This is a genomic window from Acinetobacter sp. ANC 4173 (assembly GCF_004331255.1).
GTDB lineage: Bacteria > Pseudomonadota > Gammaproteobacteria > Pseudomonadales > Moraxellaceae > Acinetobacter.
Genome location: NZ_SJOF01000006.1, coordinates 154319 through 170483 on the forward strand (window position 1 = coordinate 154319; position 16165 = coordinate 170483).

Below are 16165 nucleotides of genomic sequence, written 5' to 3' on the forward strand. Positions count from 1 at the left end.
TTTTTCAGGAATTTTTTGAAACCGCCAGTTCGCTTAATTTACTGCCAGCTAACTCACTCTCAGGGGTTTGATTCTTGATTTTTTCTAAAAAATTGACTATAATTTGCCCCTTTCCAATTTGATCATCAGGTAGGCTATGGCCAATAAAGAGGAACTCATTGAGTTCGAAGGCGTTGTCACCGAAACGCTTCCTAATACGATGTTCCGTGTACGTTTAGAAAACGGTCACGAAGTGATTGCCCACATTTCTGGTAAAATGCGTAAACACTATATCCGCATTTTAACTGGCGACAGTGTGAAGGTAGAAATGACCCCTTATGACCTCACGAAAGGTCGTATCACTTATCGTGCACGCTAAGCTCTGATTAGTGAAAGCAAAAAAAGCCACATCATGTGGCTTTTTTTATTGAGATCTTCTGCACTTATTCACTTAAACGTGAGGTTTTACAGCCCACCGTTTGACATTCACGTAACCGCTCCTGTAACCAGTGATTACGATCTTGTGTGGTGGTTAAACGACACTGCACATTGACAGTACTTTGTGCATCATCAGTACACTCTGCATCGCGCTGACGAATCCATGCCAATTGTGACTTTTTCAACGTTTTTTGTTGTGCTGCATTCAGTTGTTTACGTAATTGTTGATAATTCTTATTCAAATCGGCATCTGCACTGGCATAAATTTTATTGGTGCAGTAAATATCATCATAGGTATTACGAGCATTGTCACAGTTATCTGCATAGCTGAAGGTTGCCATCGCCCCGCAAAGGAGAGCCAATATGATCTTGCGCATGAAATTGTCCAAATCGCTTTATTATGTGACCTATCTAAGCATATTTTACTGAACTTGAACATTGCCCATAGACAGGCAAGGTTGTATCTTTTTATCCCTGCGCTGTACTGCTCTAGACCGCAATTTGCTTTTGACCTTGTATCAAAAACAATCACCACAATCTATCATACCTTCCCCTTTAAACCTCCTTCTCAGCGAATAAGGCTGTAATACCTCTGATCTACGAACATTAGCTGATTTACTGCCTCTCCTATTGATCAATCTTCTTCGCTCATAAAAAAACGCAGCGATGGCTGCGTTTTTTACACGATGGCGAGATTATGCGAGTGCAGCAACTACAGCCTGCCCCATTTCCACCGTACCTACTTTATTCATCCCTTCTGACATGATATCGGCAGTACGTAGCCCCTGATCCAAAACTTGTCCTACCGCATCTTCAATGGCCTGTGCAGCTGCTTCTTCACGGAAGGTATAGCGTAACATCATGGCAACCGACAAAATGGTCGCCAATGGGTTCGCCACGTTCTGACCTGCGATATCTGGCGCCGAACCGTGACACGGCTCATACATGCCCTTACCATTTTCATCTAAAGATGCCGATGGCAACATCCCAATTGAACCCGTCAACATGGCTGCTTCATCTGACAAAATATCGCCGAACAAGTTGCCCGTTACAATCACATCAAACTGCTTAGGTGCTCGTACCAATTGCATTGCTGCATTGTCAACATACATGTGTGACAAATTAATTTCAGGATATTGCTCTTCTTTTAATGCGGTAACGGTTTGCTTCCAAAGCTCCGTCACTTCAAGTACGTTGGCTTTATCCACTGAACAGACTTTACCACCACGTAAACCGGCCATTTCAAAAGCCACTTTCGCAATACGCTTAATTTCAGATTCTGAATAGACATCGGTGTTAAAGCCTTGCTTCTCACCATTTTCGAGTTCACGAATACCACGTGGCTGACCAAAATAGATACCGCCTGTTAACTCACGTACAATCAGAATATCCAAACCTGCCACAATTTCAGGTTTTAAGCTCGATGCATCTGCCAATTGCGGATAAAGGATGGCTGGACGTAAATTTGCAAATAAATTCAATTCACTACGAATTTTCAACAAACCACGTTCTGGACGAATTGAGCGCTCAATTGTATCCCATTTAGGACCACCCACCGCACCTAACAAAATTGCAGCAGCTTTTTTTGCCTGTTCAGCTGTGACTGCTGGATACGGTTCGCCATGTGCATCAATGGCTGCGCCACCCAATAGGCCATGTTCCCATGTGAGACCTAAATTAAATTTTTCATTGACCCGATCGAGTACATGCTCTGCGGCCTTGACAATTTCAGGACCGATACCATCACCCGCCAAAATCAAAATTTGTTTAGACATGAGAACTTCCATTATTTCATCAGTACTAGGACTGTTTAGAGATTAAATTTTTTGCTCTACAAACTCACCTAACCCAGTTTTCGGGTCATACGGTCTGCAAAAGCGACGAATTGTTTTTCGTTCTTGCTGCAAATCTACGCACAGTGGGTCTGGAGCAGATGCATTCAATAAACTGACATGTTGTCGAGTTCGATCCCGATACATTTTAAAGGTATAGCTTTGTTTGGCTTTAAACGCATGAATTACGTGCAAAGTTTCTGCTCGATCTGGTGAAATTGGATAAAACCGAATCACCAATTCTTGTTGTTTCGCTGGTGCAGATAAATACAATGCATTTGGCTGATTCAAGGTTTTTGCTTGTAAACGAACCAAACCTTTATCAATGGCTTCAGAATTTACTCGATGAGTTCGCGCATCAACAATAAAAATGTCGCCTAAACGCTCAAACTCACAATTATGTGTTCCAGAACAATAAATTAAAGCATTTGATGATGGGCTTTCGGCATATTCCACTTGCTTAATGCGAGCACTATCTACCCACTGGCATGCGCTCAGTGTGCTGAACAACAATCCCGCAATAACACATTGACCGAAAACTTTCGTCATTTTGCTAGCCCAACCTTGCGTAATAAAGCATTTATCTTGTTGATGATGCCCCGATGTTAGCAAGAGTTGGGCGCTGTTGTCATGACTAAATATGCAACCTTTAGCCTTGAATTTCTTGGAAAACCCAAGGTCGTGATTGTTTGGTTTTCGCTTCATAAGCACGGATATCATCTTGCACTTGTAAAGTTAAACCAATGTCATCTAAACCATTCAATAAGCAGTGCTTACGAAATGGATCAACTTCAAATTTGAATGCTTCACCGCTTGGTGTACGAACTTCTTGTGCAGCAAGATCAATCGTGAGTTGATAGCCTTCTGTCGCAGCACATTCTTTAAAAAGTTGATCGACAATTTCTTCAGCCAAAATAACTGGCAACATGCCGTTTTTAAAGCTGTTATTAAAGAAAATGTCGGCATAACTTGGCGCAATCACCGTACGGAAACCGTATTCTTCCAATGCCCACGGCGCATGTTCACGGCTTGAACCACAACCGAAATTGGCACGTGAAATAAGAACCGATGCACCTTGATAACGTGGTTGATTTAAGATGAAATCTGGATTTTTGGGACGTTTAGAATTGTCCTGTCCTGGATAGCCTTCATCTAAATAACGTAATTCATCAAATAAGTTATCGCCAAAACCTGTGCGCTTAATTGATTTTAAAAACTGCTTTGGAATAATTAAGTCGGTATCAACATTGGCACGGTCTAATGGTGCAACAATACCTTGTTCAACGGTATAAGCTTTCATGTTTTGCTCCCCTTAGTCCAATTAGAATGTACGAACATCAACAAAATGACCTGCAATTGCCGCTGCGGCTGCCATTGCTGGACTCACCAAATGCGTGCGACCGCCATTGCCCTGACGACCTTCAAAGTTACGGTTTGAAGTCGAAGCACAATGTTCACCCGGCTGTAATTTATCGGCATTCATTGCCAAGCACATTGAGCAACCTGGTTCACGCCATTCAAAACCAGCATCAAGGAAAACTTGATCTAAACCTTCTTCTTCAGCCTGTTTTTTCACCAAACCAGAACCCGGAACCACCATCGCTTGCTTAATGCTTGCAGCTACTTTACGACCTTTCACCACTTCAGCTGCGGCACGAATGTCTTCAATCCGTGAATTGGTACATGAACCAATAAATACACGATCCAATTGAATATCCGACAATGCTTGACCTGCTTCTAAGCCCATGTAGCTATAGGCACGGGTCCAGTCATTGCGCTGTACGTCATCTTTCGCTTGTGCCAAAGTCGGTACAGCTTGTGAAACTGGAATCACCATTTCTGGAGAAGTGCCCCAAGACACCTGTGGTTCAATCTCTTCGCCTTGTAATACCACGACGGTATCAAACTCAGCATCTGCATCGGAATGTAAAGTGTTCCAATACTCAACCGCTGCATCCCATTGTTCTGCTTTTGGTGCATAAGGACGGTCTTTTACATAGGCAATGGTTTTGTCATCGACTGCAACCATGCCGACGCGCGCACCCGCTTCAATCGCCATGTTACACACAGTCATACGGCCTTCAATCGACATATCGCGGAACACCTGACCGCCAAATTCAATCGCGTGACCTGTACCACCCGCTGTGCCAATTTTACCAATGATCGCTAACACCACATCTTTTGAGGTTACGCCCTGCCCTAAAGTACCGTCGACGCGCACCAACATGTTCTTCATTTTCTTTTGAACCAAGCATTGCGTTGCCAATACATGTTCAACTTCTGAAGTGCCAATCCCGTGCGCCAAACAGCCAAAAGCACCATGAGTTGCCGTATGCGAATCACCACACACTACAGTCATACCCGGCAACGTTAAACCTTGTTCTGGCCCAACGACATGTGCAATCCCTTGACGGATATCATTAATTTTAAATTCAACAATATTAAAGGCTTCACAGTTATCATCCAAGGTTTGCACTTGAATACGTGACGTATCATCTTCAATCCCTGCAATTCCTTGCTCACGCTCTTTCTTTGAAGTCGGTACGTTATGATCTGGAGTCGCGACATTGGCACTTAAGCGCCAAGGTTGACGTCCTGCAAGCTGCAAACCTTCAAAGGCTTGCGGTGAAGTCACTTCATGCAATAAATGGCGGTCGATATAAAGTAAGCACGAACCATCATCACGTTCTTTTACTAAGTGGTCATCCCACAATTTGTCATATAAGGTTTTGCCTGCCATGTCGACGCGCTCCATAGAACTGGGTAATTTCTTTACTTTAGGTGATTATAACGCTGAAATAATATAAATCTAATTTATCATTTTTATAAATTCAAAAACTTTTTGGAATATTTTAAATTTCCACTTTCCACCTAATTATCCGATCAATTTAAAAAATATATTCGTTTTTACAGATTAAAAGCAAATCATTATTATTGACTTATCCCCTACAGCTTAAGGCATGACACATGGCACACCTTTATCACTTTGTTCAACACAACCAACGCACTTTAAAGAAAACCTTCAGTTATTACATTATGCATATAAGTGTCGCGATGTTGGTCGGATACTTTGTAACAGGTAGCCTGATTATGGCAATCACTTTAAGTTTACTCGAACCAACGGTTCAAGCATTTGCCTTCTTCTTCCACGAAAAAGTCTGGGATAAGCAAGCAATAGCCACAACGCAGCCTCAAGAATCCTGCGTGTAATCCGGTATGTCCTTGAGCTTGAGTTCCTCTTTGCACCCTCCCTCGGGTGCTTTTTTATTTGATTAATCCTTAAAGTTTCTAAATAATAGAATATATATAAAAAAACTTTATGGATCTCCACAATGAATTTGGCTGCCTTTGAAGCATTTGTAAAAGTCATGGAAACCGGTTCAATTTCTTTAGCGGCGGACCAACTGTTTATTACCCAACCTGCGGTAACCAAACGTATTCATAGCTTAGAAGATTATTTTGGGGTGAAATTATTTGAATCGGCAGGACGTGGTGTTCAAGCAACTCATGCTGCACATTCATTATTACCGAAAGTTAAAAACTGGTTAAATGAACTCGGAGATATTCACCATACCCTGAGCCATGAACAAGGACAGGTACAAGGCAAACTCAAGATTGGCACCAGTCATCACATTGGTCTACATCATCTGCCGCATCATTTACGCCAGTATGTACAACAATTTCCACAAGTCACCTTAGATGTACATTTTGTCGACTCTGAACAAGCACACGAACAAGTCCTTGCAGGTGATTTAGAACTGGCTTTTCTTACTTTACCTCCGCAAGGCGATCATCGACTCAATTATGTCACCATTTGGAATGATCCTCTGGTGTTCGTTGCAGCCCCCTTTCATCCTTTGGCACAAAAGAAAAACCTAAAACTGGAAGATTTAGTTGCCTATCCGAGTTTGTTGCCCTCTGCCCAAACTTATACCAGTCAAATTACCTTGGCTGAATTTGAAAAACAGGGATTAAAGCCAAAAATTACCATGAGCAATAATCCACTAGAATCTATCCGGATGTTGGTTTCAATTGGTCTGGGCTGGTCAGTCTTACCACAAACCCTGCTCAATCAAGATTTACAGCAACTCGACATTCGTTTTGAAATGAATCGTCAATTGGGCATGGTTTGGCACCCTGGACGGACCCAGTCAAAAGCCGTGTTAGAGCTGATTGAAATGATGAAATGAGATTCCAAAATGATAAAAAGCCATCTTCAAAGATGACTTTTTATCTTCACCGTGTCTTAGGATGCGATGATCGCAAGCACAATCAACCCAAGCACAATCAAAAGAAGGATTAAACCAGCAACGAAATTGGTTCCACCACGGTTTTCTAGTTCAGTGCTGAAGTCACCATTACCCAACTGCCGTATCTTGGCAATTTGCTTATCCACATAATGCTTATACAACGTATTCCCAAACATACCGAATGCCACACTTAAGCCAATCGTTGAACCAGAACCTTCAATCCCCAAAAGTGTTTCAACCACCCCGATCACAAGAATCAAAGCGATTGCCATAAAGCCATAGCGATACATTTTCCGATAAAATAACCAAATCACCCCTAAGAAAAAAGCCGCAATATTAAAACCTGCATACTGTTTCTTTAGGGTTATTTTTTCAAATTGTTTTTGATAATAAGATTGATATTTTGCACCAATGAATATGGCTCGATCTTGCTCCAGTTGATGGATTAAGTTCGAATTCTCTAAGGATGCAGAGGGAAAAACAGATTGTTGATCTAAAGACATATATTTCTTCTTAATTTATTCATTTATTGCGTGACGCAAAGAACTTTCATCGCCACAGCTCAATTATATCTTATTTTTTAATCACCGATTCTTCATGCAACGATTCATTCAACTGATCCACGACAATCGCCCATTCGCCATCAGACTGAATTTTTTCTTCTAAAAATTGACGTTGCGCTTCGCTCCAATAATCTGCCTGTACAATATGCGTCTGTGCATTCAATTGATGAGTCACAATAAATAATGCAATTGCGTCTTCACTCGCGTCTAAACCGAGCTGTTCAAATAAATGTGTCATTCTTGGTCGAACTTGATTCATGCTCATGTCCTTCAGTTTTCTTATTGTCTAGATCAGCATAGCAACTCGAACAGCTCAAAACTGTTAAATATCTTTAACATTGATACAAAACAGCAGGGACAGATTTCAATCCACCCCTGCTGTTTAGCATCAATGTCTGATGATAATGATTTAGGCAATCGACCAGTCTTGAATAGCCCAACCTTGTTCTTTGGCCAAGACTTCTAGACGATCATCTGGATTCACCGCAATCGCATGGTCTGCATATTCCAACAGAAAACGATCATTGATGGAGTCTGAATAAGCCCAAGACTCTTTAACTTCGCGGCCCGCCAACCATAAATCTAAACGCGCCAATTTGCCTTTTTGGTAGCATGGAATATTAATCACTTTACCCGTGTATTTTCCGTCTACCACTTCGGCATTGGTGGCAATAATTTCAGTAATACCAAATTCATGAAAAATCGGCGCAGTAATAAAATCTGACGTCGCGGTAATTCCCACCAAAGCATGTCCCGCTTCACGGTGTTTTTCTATTGCCGCAAATCCGTCTGGGCGCATTTGTGGACGAATCACTTTCTGCATAAACAATTCATGTAATTCGGTTAAATACTGATTGTCATGCTGAGTCAAAAATTCAAAAACAAATTCATTATAAGCAATCGGATCAAGTTGCCCTGCTTTGTAGTCCTCATAAAATTTGTCATTCATTTGACGATGGCGGATAGGATCGACCAGTCCTTCATTGACTAAAAATTCTCCCCAAGAATGATCTGAATCGGTATTCAGTAAGGTGTGATCGAGATCAAATAGCGCCAATTTCATGAAAATACTCGTAAAAACTGAAATTTAAGAAAAAATTTGTAAATCTATCTCCGCTAGTCGATAGAAATTCGTTAAGATCATAGCAATTTTAACATTTTAGCTTTGTTTTGGTTCGAGTTGGATAAAGAAATAACACTCCCCGAACGCGAAGCCACAATATTACACAAAATTTAGGTAGCCAAATGATCGACTCTGAAGGTTTCCGACCCAATGTCGGGATCATTTTGGCAAACGAGTTTGGACAGGTTTTATGGGCAAAACGCATTGGACACAATGCTTGGCAATTTCCACAAGGAGGTATCCAATATGGAGAAACCCCCGAACAGGCACTTTATCGTGAGCTGAGAGAAGAAGTTGGCTTACTGCCCGAACACGTCGAAATTGTAGCGCAAACTAAAGGATGGTTGCGTTACCGTTTGCCACATCGGTATATACGTACGGATTCAGACCCCGTGTGTATAGGTCAAAAACAAAAGTGGTTTTTACTCAAGTTAACCGCTTCGGTACAGCATATTCAATTGAATTTGTCTGATCCGCCCGAGTTTGACCAATGGCAATGGGTGAGCTATTGGTATCCGCTAGGGCAGGTGGTGAATTTCAAGCGAGATGTCTACCGTAAAGCTATGGTGGAATTGTGCAATCAATTACCCATAAAAAACCTTAAAAAAAATGTATAAATATGCAGATTTTTTAAGACACTATTGCTATAAATAAAACTAATTTACATTTTTTTTGGGAGCAGACTCTATGTCGAATATGCAGCTGGACACCTTAAGACGTATTGTGCAAGAAATCAATGCGTCCACCAGTTTGCATGAATCACTCGACATTATGGTCAACCAAGTGGCTGAAGCGATGCATGTCGAGGTCTGCTCGATCTACCTTTTAGATGAACGTAACCAACGTTATCTGCTCATGGCTTCTAAAGGGCTAAACCCTGAATCTGTCGGACATGTATCCTTACACACAGGCGAAGGTTTGGTCGGTCTAGTTGGACAACGTGAAGAAATTGTTAACCTAGATGATGCACCTAAGCATGAACGCTTTATGTACCTACCAGAAACTGGGGAAGAGATTTACAACTCTTTCCTCGGTGTACCTGTCATGTACCGCCGCAAAGTCATGGGTGTGTTGGTGGTTCAAAATAAAGACAAACAAGATTTTAGTGAAGCAGCCGAATCCTTCCTCGTGACACTCTGTGCGCAACTTTCTGGAGTGATTGCACATGCCCATGCCGTGGGCAATATTGATGTCTTCCGTAAACCAAGCAACCTGCCTGCTTATAAAACCTTCCAAGGGGTGTCTGGCTCAGGTGGGATTGCCTTAGGCCGTGCAGTCATTTTATATCCGCCAGCCGATCTGTCTGCGGTACCTGACCGTGAAGCCGATGATATTAGTGAAGAATTGGCATTACTTGATCGTGCATTAAATGCCGTACGAGAAGAAATTCAAGCACTTGATGATAAAATGCAAGATGCCTTGATGGCAGAGGAACGTGCACTGTTTAGCGTGTTCTTACGCATGTTGGACGAAAATGCCTTACCCGCTGAAATTAAATCAGAAATTCGTGATGGCAACTGGGCACAAGGTGCTGTTCGTATTGTGATTGAGAACCATATTGCGCTGTTTGCTCAAATGGAAGATGACTACTTACGTGAACGCGTGGCTGACCTAAAAGATTTAGGTCGACGTATTTTGGCATTTTTACAGAAAGCTGACTCTAGCCACCGTGAACTGACGGATGAAAGCATCTTAATTGGTGAAGAAATTTCGACTGCTGCTTTGGTCGAACTGCCTGTCGATAAAATTGCTGCGATTGTCACTACTGAAGGTGCCATGAACTCGCATATGGTGATTGTGGCGCGTGCTCTTGGTATCCCAACCGTAGTTGGGGTCACTGAACTCCCGATCAATACGCTTGATGATGTCGAAATGATTGTCGATGCGCATCAAGGGCGGATTTTTATCAATCCTCCTCGTCGTATGCGAACACGCTATAAAGAAATTCAAAAAGAAGAAGAGCAAATTGCCAAAGATCTAAAACAATATGAGACCAAAGATTCTATTACCCCTGATGGTGTCTCTGTGCATCTGTATGTAAATACAGGTCTCATGATCGATGTGGTGCGTGGTGTACAACGTGGTGCCAAAGGTGTTGGTCTATATCGTTCTGAAATTCCATTTATGCTACGTGACCGCTTCCCTGGGGAAGAAGAACAACGTGCCATTTATCGTCAGCAGCTCAGCCATTTTGCCAACAAGCCTGTGGTGATGCGTACCCTCGATATTGGTGCGGATAAAGATTTACCTTATTTCTCGATTGAAGAAGAAAATTCTGCCTTGGGCTGGCGAGGTATTCGTTTTACCCTCGATCATCCTGAAATTTTTTCTTCACAAATTCGAGCAATGCTCAAAGCCAGCATTGGGCTAAATAATCTGCATATTTTATTGCCGATGGTGACCAGTGTCAGTGAAGTCGAAGAAGCCTTGTATTTACTCGATCGTGACTGGCACGCGGTACAAGAAGAAGAGCAGGTTAAAATCAATAAGCCGAAAATCGGTATAATGGTTGAAGTACCAAGCGTGCTGCTACAAATTGAAGAGTTTGCAGAGTTGGTAGATTTCTTCTCGGTGGGTTCGAATGACTTAACCCAATATTTATTGGCGGTTGATCGTAATAATCCACGCGTTGCCAATGTTTACTCGCACTTTCACCCTTCAATTTTAAGAGCGCTCACGCGTTTGGTTCAAGAGTGTCATAAGTTCGATAAGCCCATCAGTATTTGTGGTGAAATGGCGGGCGATCCGCTCTCTGCCATCCTGCTTATGGCGATGGGCTTTAATACCCTTTCCATGAGTTCAAGTAACATCTTGCGTGTCCGTAAAGCGATTTGTCATGTTCCGATGTCTGATGCCCAAGAACAACTGGATCGTGTTTTAAAAATGAGTAATCCACTCATGATAAAAAGTTGGATGGAATATTATTTCAAAACGCATGGCTTAGCCGATATGGTGAAATCAAGTACTCGTATTGTGGGTGCTTAACACATCCATCATGCTGCACAGCACGGCAATAAAAAAGGGCGATAATCTTCGGAATATCGCCCTTGCTTATGTTTGCTATAACCTCGTTTTGCATTTTTCTTTCGATCCACAAAAACGTGGCTTTGGTTGACTTCATGCATGTGTTTTGCCACAAAGTTGTGAATCACGACTTTTGGCTCAGCTTTCTTCTTGGCCATTCTGTTCCACCTTTTGACTACAGATTTCAATTCTTCTACTTTTACAGCAGGAAAATAAGCATACGCCTTTCTGGCTATTTTACAAGCAGATTTATGCCAATATTGATCTTCATCTTGGCTCCAAGTTCACAGCAAAAATACAGATATTGCAGGCAAATTTCATCTAAATGCCTGAATTTGAAGATGGGTATGTCAGCCATGCTGGCTTAAAGTTATAATAGAAGTTATTTCACAAATTGGTACACCCTTATGTCAAACCAAGAGGAGTTATTAAAGCTCGATAATCAACTTTGTTTTGCTTTATATTCAACTCATCTTGCGCTGAATCAGTACTATCGAAAATTATTACAGCCGCATGGAATTACCTATCCACAATATTTGGTCATGCTAATTTTATGGGAACAAGATCAGCTCACGGTCTCTGAGATTGGACAACGAATTTTTTTAGAATCTTCCACACTCACCCCCTTATTAAAACGGCTGGAAAGTTTGGGTTTTATTGAGCGCAAACGCTCAGTTGAAGATGAACGACGTGTCCTGATTTATCTAACAGCTGAAGGACGTGCTTTAAAACAAGCCGTCATGCCAATTCCTGAACAAATTCTGACAGCCATTCAATGTGCACCCGACCAAGTCAGTCAATTACGTGAAGAACTCAATCGCTTACGCGCTCAATTAAAAGAGCAATGATACAGAAAATGGATCAAAATCAGATTGAAATACCATCGCTGTACATTTTAAAATCAATGTATCGCATTCATTTCGCGACAACGCCAGACAGACTTTTCGGCATGACCAATACTGAAAAATTTATGCATCCATCTGTGAGCAATGTAGTTCAGTATCTGTACTTGATAGCGCCTCAATGAGCCGACCTCTTCAGGAGAAGCCAGACAGAATAAACACATCACCCCGTACATAACAAGAATGTGATTAAGAACAGTAAAATCATCTACATAAGTGTAAACAATAACGATAGAACCGTATTTCTTCACACAATGCTTGAGCTTGATCAGTGCAATATCAATGATAAAAAAGCAACTGTAAAAGGATGACCATCACGAGGAATCAAGCATTTAGGTTGTCCAGATATCCACAAGGAAAATTGAGTATGGATATATTTGATAGGGTTCCCTTGCCTTTGCCAAATTTAACTGTGGGTGAGTTTTTGGTTAGGCAGACACATATCTGCTTAGACCCTGTCATGCCTCATTGGTTACAACAAAGACATTACAATACATTTACGCCTACGCAGAAGAGTGAAATTATACAATCTTATGGTGTTGGCAAAGTCATTGAGTCTCTAAATCCTCAATTTCCCGTAGGGGTTCAAGTGGTGGGGATTACTGGTTGGAATGAATATATTTTAGGGCATTCTGAGATGTATATTATTGATTCGAGCCTACCTGCGGAAGCCGTACTTTCTTTATTCTATTTTACAGGTCTTACCGCATATATCGGGTTAATCAAACTTGCCCAACCGAAAGCTGGGGAAACGCTCCTGATTGCCAATGCAGCGAGCACACTCGGTTCTTTACTGGGGCAACTCGCAAAAGCCAAAGGTCTAAGGGTTATCGGTTGTTCGGACTCCAGTAAAAAATGCCAATACTTAGTGAATGAATTGGGTTTTGATGCAACCATTCATATGAGCCATTCACATTCTGCCACCCAATTAAGCCTTGCAGCACCAGACGGTATAGACATCTTTTTTGATAATAAAGATGAACCACCACAAAGACTCATTTATGCGCAAATGAATCCATCTGGACGTGTCATCGAATTAGACAAACCGTCCGCACAGCACCCCACGTCTTACCATTCATCAAATTTAGAGAGCATTCAGCACAGGTACTTAAGTCTTCGGGGGACAATGCTCAGCCCCTATCTCGAATTCATGCATGAATCGAATCAAGTAATCGCTGAATATTTAGCCCAAGGGAAAATGACTTATCAAGCACATCTGATTGAGGGTTTTGAGCATTTGCCTGAAGCTTTAATTCATTACTTCAATGAAGAGGCCATGGGAACCCTGATTGTGAAGTTTTAGCTCTACGACTCAGTTTTTATGCTTCAAATGTAGAAACTTGCTTGTTCAAAATTATGCGACATCACACATAAAAAAAGCCCAACATCCTGTCGGGCCTTTTCCATATTCGTTGCTCGGTATAACTTCCTGTTGCACCAAAACGATCCTTGCTTTAGAACATTTCAATCCTTGAATGTTCTGGAACATCCTGTTCCTGAATGAAATGCATGATAGGTGATTTCAAAAAGATTGCCTATACGCAAAGTCCATCATTCATTGTACGCCTTGGCTTACACAATTGATTAAAAAATCATCTAAATTCTGGTATTTTACTCAAAAAACAATATTTTATACCGCCAAGACTCGAGCCAATATTTTCTCGACATCTTGCTGTTGTACTTCAAGTATCCCCACAACACGACCATGGAAAGTCTGATAACGGGATTGAATAAATGCATCTGCAATGAATGCAGGGGCATATTGTTGTAATAAACTGGCTTGTGCCAAAATCACCAACCGACTGACTAAGCTTCGTGCCATAAACTGGAGTTGCTCAGGCACTTGCTGAAATAACTGTAGCAATTGTTGCAGTTCTGCTTGTAATAATGGCTGTTGCTTGGCTATGTTTGTAAAAGACTGCAACAACACCTGCATGGATTCTGGTTCTCGTTGAATCGCCCGCAATACATCTAAGCACATCACATTGCCTGAACCTTCCCAAATGGTATTTACAGGCGCTTCTTTAAAAATTCGCGCCATAATTCCCGTATCGACATAGCCGTTGCCACCAAAAACCTCCATCATTTCACCTGTTAGCTCCACCGCACGTTTGCATATCCAGAACTTGGCAGCAGGTGTCATTATTCTTTTCCATGCCACCGATAAGGCATCATCCTGTTCATAACAGTGTGCCAAATGGAAACTGAGTTGTACTGCGGCTTCGGTTTCCAAAGCTAAATCCACCAAAACAGCTTGCATCAACGGGTGTTCAGATAAATGTTTTCCAAAAGTCTGACGCTGTCGGGTATACGCAAGGCACTGCACCAAAGCTTGTCTTAACATAGCACTACTGCCTACCGAACAAGTGAGTCGGGTGTAATTCGCCATTTCAATAATAGTGGGAATACCGCGTCCTACTTCTCCAATCATGATGCCCCAAGCCTCTTTAAATTCAACTTCGGAACTGGAGTTACTGCGGTTGCCCACTTTGTCTTTCAAGCGCTGGATATGGATCGGGTTCTTGGTGCCATCCTCTAACCAGCGTGGTACAAAGAAACAGGCCAAACCATCTTGTTCAGTTTGTGCCACCACTAAATGTGCATCACACATCGGAGCAGAGAAAAACCATTTATGCCCTGTTAGCAAATAGGCTTGACCACGCCCCGACTCTGCAACTGGAATCGCAATGGTTTCATTGGCTCGCACATCTGAACCACCCTGCTTTTCGGTCATGCCCATACCCAACCAAATTGATTTTTTCTGACTGATTGGCACATCACGCGCATCGTATTCAGTCGATAGCAGCTTACTGCCAATTTTTTCCCACAATTCAGGTTCACGTTGCAGCAATGGAATACTGCCTAGCGTCATTGCGGTGGGACATAAGCTGCCACATTCGACTTGTCCACTCAAATAAAAGCGTGCCGCCCAATCCATCCACGCAGTTTGGGATTGCGGTGCAATAAAAGGATGCGCATGTACAGCATGATTTCGATTCAATTGCATCCATTGATGCCATGCAGGATGGAACTCAATAAAATCTTTGCGACGTCCTCGTGCATCGAAGGCATGTAAGATCGGGGTATGCCGATTAGCTTGATCTGCATATTGGTAATATTCTGCCGAACCTGCAACTTGTCCCAACTCATCCAAAGCGACCTGATCCTGACTGCCATATCGAGTCAAAATTTCTTGTAGAACCTGATCGCTGCTCAATAGGTTATAGTCCTGCTTTTCATCAAATTGATTACTGATTTGATGAGTTGTCCATGTATTCATCATCTTTATTTTGCTCTTGTTCTGATTCGATTTTCATTTCAGTATAGAGAAAAAATGACCTTGATATGTTCAGCTTTGTGCCATGAAGAATCCTGAGATCCAAGTCCGTCGTAGACCGCGTCAATCCAGAGCCAAGCGCACGCAAGAAGCTTTGCAAGAAAGTTTTGTTCGGCTTTTACATGAGCGTCATGCGCATGAAATCACCATTCGTGAAATTACGGATATGGCAGGTGTTGGTTTAGGTACGTTTTATGAGTACTTTTCCAAGAAAGAAGATTTGGTTGCATTAACCATTCATCAACATGTAAAAGGTAATGCTGAGCTACTCAAAAGTTATGCACAAAGCCTGATGGAGTTATCCACAAAATTAAGTTTTGAGGACTATTTAGAGCAGATTATTCATTTTCAACTTGAGCGGATTCAGGCTCGGCAGTTTCTTTGGGCACAGACTTTTTTACTGGAACGGCAGGTTTCAAACATTGAAAGTTACCGTAAAAGTTATGCCATGATGGTGCAAATGTGGCACAGCATTCTTATGCCTTATGTGGGAGATGAAACACAACTCAAGCGTCTGAGTTTAAATGTACAACGGCTGTGTTATGGCTTTGTGTCACAAACCTTGTTGGTCGAGCCAGAGTTTAAGCACTGGCATATTTTAGAACAAGACATTCAACTCACCTTAACTGTGTGGATTAATCAGTAAATTCACGTGCACTAACTCAAGATACACCCATTGTAATTTTTATAGAACGCAGGACTTAATATGAGAAACCA

18 protein-coding genes are annotated in these 16165 nt (G+C 41.9%); 8 read left to right on the forward strand and 10 right to left on the reverse strand.

Features of this window, described 5'->3' with window-relative positions; all coding sequences use genetic code 11:
• Positions 1-136: 136 nt before the first annotated feature.
• Complete coding sequence (infA, locus tag E0H94_RS09170; RefSeq protein WP_001284370.1) at positions 137-358, forward strand: translation initiation factor IF-1; 222 nt, start codon at positions 137-139, stop codon at positions 356-358.
• A gap of 64 nt (positions 359-422) precedes the next feature.
• On the opposite strand, the gene E0H94_RS09175 is transcribed toward infA, so the two are convergent.
• The 5 genes from E0H94_RS09175 to leuC all read right to left on the reverse strand — a co-directional run bounded on the left by E0H94_RS09175 (position 423) and on the right by leuC (position 4989).
• Positions 423-794 (reverse strand): lysozyme inhibitor LprI family protein, encoded by a 372-nt coding sequence (locus E0H94_RS09175; RefSeq protein WP_131326120.1) that lies wholly within the window; start codon positions 792-794, stop codon positions 423-425.
• Between the two features lie 318 nt (positions 795-1112).
• Entirely contained in the window at positions 1113-2192 is a 1080-nt protein-coding gene (gene leuB, locus E0H94_RS09180) for a 3-isopropylmalate dehydrogenase (protein ID WP_131264004.1), read from the reverse strand.
• A gap of 42 nt (positions 2193-2234) precedes the next feature.
• Positions 2235-2798, reverse strand: coding sequence for a hypothetical protein (locus tag E0H94_RS09185; RefSeq protein ID WP_131326121.1), 564 nt, complete (start codon positions 2796-2798; stop codon positions 2235-2237).
• Positions 2799-2898: 100 nt separating this feature from the next.
• Positions 2899-3549, reverse strand: coding sequence for a 3-isopropylmalate dehydratase small subunit (gene leuD, locus E0H94_RS09190; RefSeq protein ID WP_131326122.1), 651 nt, complete (start codon positions 3547-3549; stop codon positions 2899-2901).
• A gap of 21 nt (positions 3550-3570) precedes the next feature.
• Positions 3571-4989 (reverse strand): 3-isopropylmalate dehydratase large subunit, encoded by a 1419-nt coding sequence (gene leuC, locus E0H94_RS09195; RefSeq protein WP_131326123.1) that lies wholly within the window; start codon positions 4987-4989, stop codon positions 3571-3573.
• Between the two features lie 227 nt (positions 4990-5216).
• On the opposite strand from leuC, the gene E0H94_RS09200 reads away from it, so the two are divergent.
• Together E0H94_RS09200 and E0H94_RS09205 are read left to right on the forward strand one after the other, a co-directional pair.
• On the forward strand, positions 5217-5459 hold the full coding sequence (locus E0H94_RS09200) for a DUF2061 domain-containing protein (protein WP_131326124.1): 243 nt from the start codon (positions 5217-5219) through the stop codon (positions 5457-5459).
• Positions 5460-5581: 122 nt separating this feature from the next.
• The gene (locus tag E0H94_RS09205; protein ID WP_131326125.1) at positions 5582-6439 is read left to right on the forward strand and encodes a LysR family transcriptional regulator; all 858 of its coding nucleotides are present in this window, start codon (positions 5582-5584) and stop codon (positions 6437-6439) included.
• Between the two features lie 56 nt (positions 6440-6495).
• Here E0H94_RS09205 and E0H94_RS09210 read toward each other — a convergent pair whose 3' ends face one another.
• The 3 genes from E0H94_RS09210 to E0H94_RS09220 form a co-directional block, all read right to left on the reverse strand.
• A complete protein-coding gene (locus tag E0H94_RS09210; protein ID WP_131326126.1) occupies positions 6496-7002 on the reverse strand; it encodes a DUF2628 domain-containing protein in 507 nt (168 codons plus the stop codon).
• Between the two features lie 70 nt (positions 7003-7072).
• Entirely contained in the window at positions 7073-7321 is a 249-nt protein-coding gene (locus E0H94_RS09215) for a DUF2789 family protein (protein WP_131326127.1), read from the reverse strand.
• A gap of 150 nt (positions 7322-7471) precedes the next feature.
• A complete protein-coding gene (locus E0H94_RS09220) occupies positions 7472-8125 on the reverse strand; it encodes an HAD family hydrolase (protein WP_131326128.1) in 654 nt (217 codons plus the stop codon).
• A gap of 182 nt (positions 8126-8307) precedes the next feature.
• On the opposite strand from E0H94_RS09220, the gene E0H94_RS09225 reads away from it, so the two are divergent.
• Complete coding sequence (locus E0H94_RS09225; RefSeq protein WP_131326129.1) at positions 8308-8802, forward strand: RNA pyrophosphohydrolase; 495 nt, start codon at positions 8308-8310, stop codon at positions 8800-8802.
• A 70-nt stretch (positions 8803-8872) separates the two neighbouring features.
• Positions 8873-11170 carry a phosphoenolpyruvate--protein phosphotransferase gene (gene ptsP / locus E0H94_RS09230; RefSeq protein WP_131326130.1) on the forward strand — a complete coding sequence of 766 codons (2298 nt, stop codon included), beginning with the start codon at positions 8873-8875 and terminating at the stop codon, positions 11168-11170.
• Positions 11171-11178: 8 nt separating this feature from the next.
• On the opposite strand, the gene E0H94_RS09235 is transcribed toward ptsP, so the two are convergent.
• Complete coding sequence (locus tag E0H94_RS09235) at positions 11179-11367, reverse strand: hypothetical protein (protein WP_131326131.1); 189 nt, start codon at positions 11365-11367, stop codon at positions 11179-11181.
• A 249-nt stretch (positions 11368-11616) separates the two neighbouring features.
• On the opposite strand from E0H94_RS09235, the gene E0H94_RS09240 reads away from it, so the two are divergent.
• Together E0H94_RS09240 and E0H94_RS09245 are read left to right on the forward strand one after the other, a co-directional pair.
• The gene (locus E0H94_RS09240) at positions 11617-12057 is read left to right on the forward strand and encodes a MarR family winged helix-turn-helix transcriptional regulator (RefSeq protein ID WP_131326132.1); all 441 of its coding nucleotides are present in this window, start codon (positions 11617-11619) and stop codon (positions 12055-12057) included.
• A gap of 361 nt (positions 12058-12418) precedes the next feature.
• Positions 12419-13414 (forward strand): MDR family NADP-dependent oxidoreductase, encoded by a 996-nt coding sequence (locus E0H94_RS09245; RefSeq protein WP_131326133.1) that lies wholly within the window; start codon positions 12419-12421, stop codon positions 13412-13414.
• Between the two features lie 327 nt (positions 13415-13741).
• On the opposite strand, the gene E0H94_RS09250 is transcribed toward E0H94_RS09245, so the two are convergent.
• Complete coding sequence (locus tag E0H94_RS09250; protein WP_131326214.1) at positions 13742-15391, reverse strand: acyl-CoA dehydrogenase family protein; 1650 nt, start codon at positions 15389-15391, stop codon at positions 13742-13744.
• A gap of 82 nt (positions 15392-15473) precedes the next feature.
• Between E0H94_RS09250 and E0H94_RS09255 the strand changes: the two genes are divergently transcribed.
• Positions 15474-16094, forward strand: coding sequence for a TetR/AcrR family transcriptional regulator (locus E0H94_RS09255; RefSeq protein WP_131326134.1), 621 nt, complete (start codon positions 15474-15476; stop codon positions 16092-16094).
• The last annotated feature ends 71 nt before the right edge of the window (positions 16095-16165 follow it).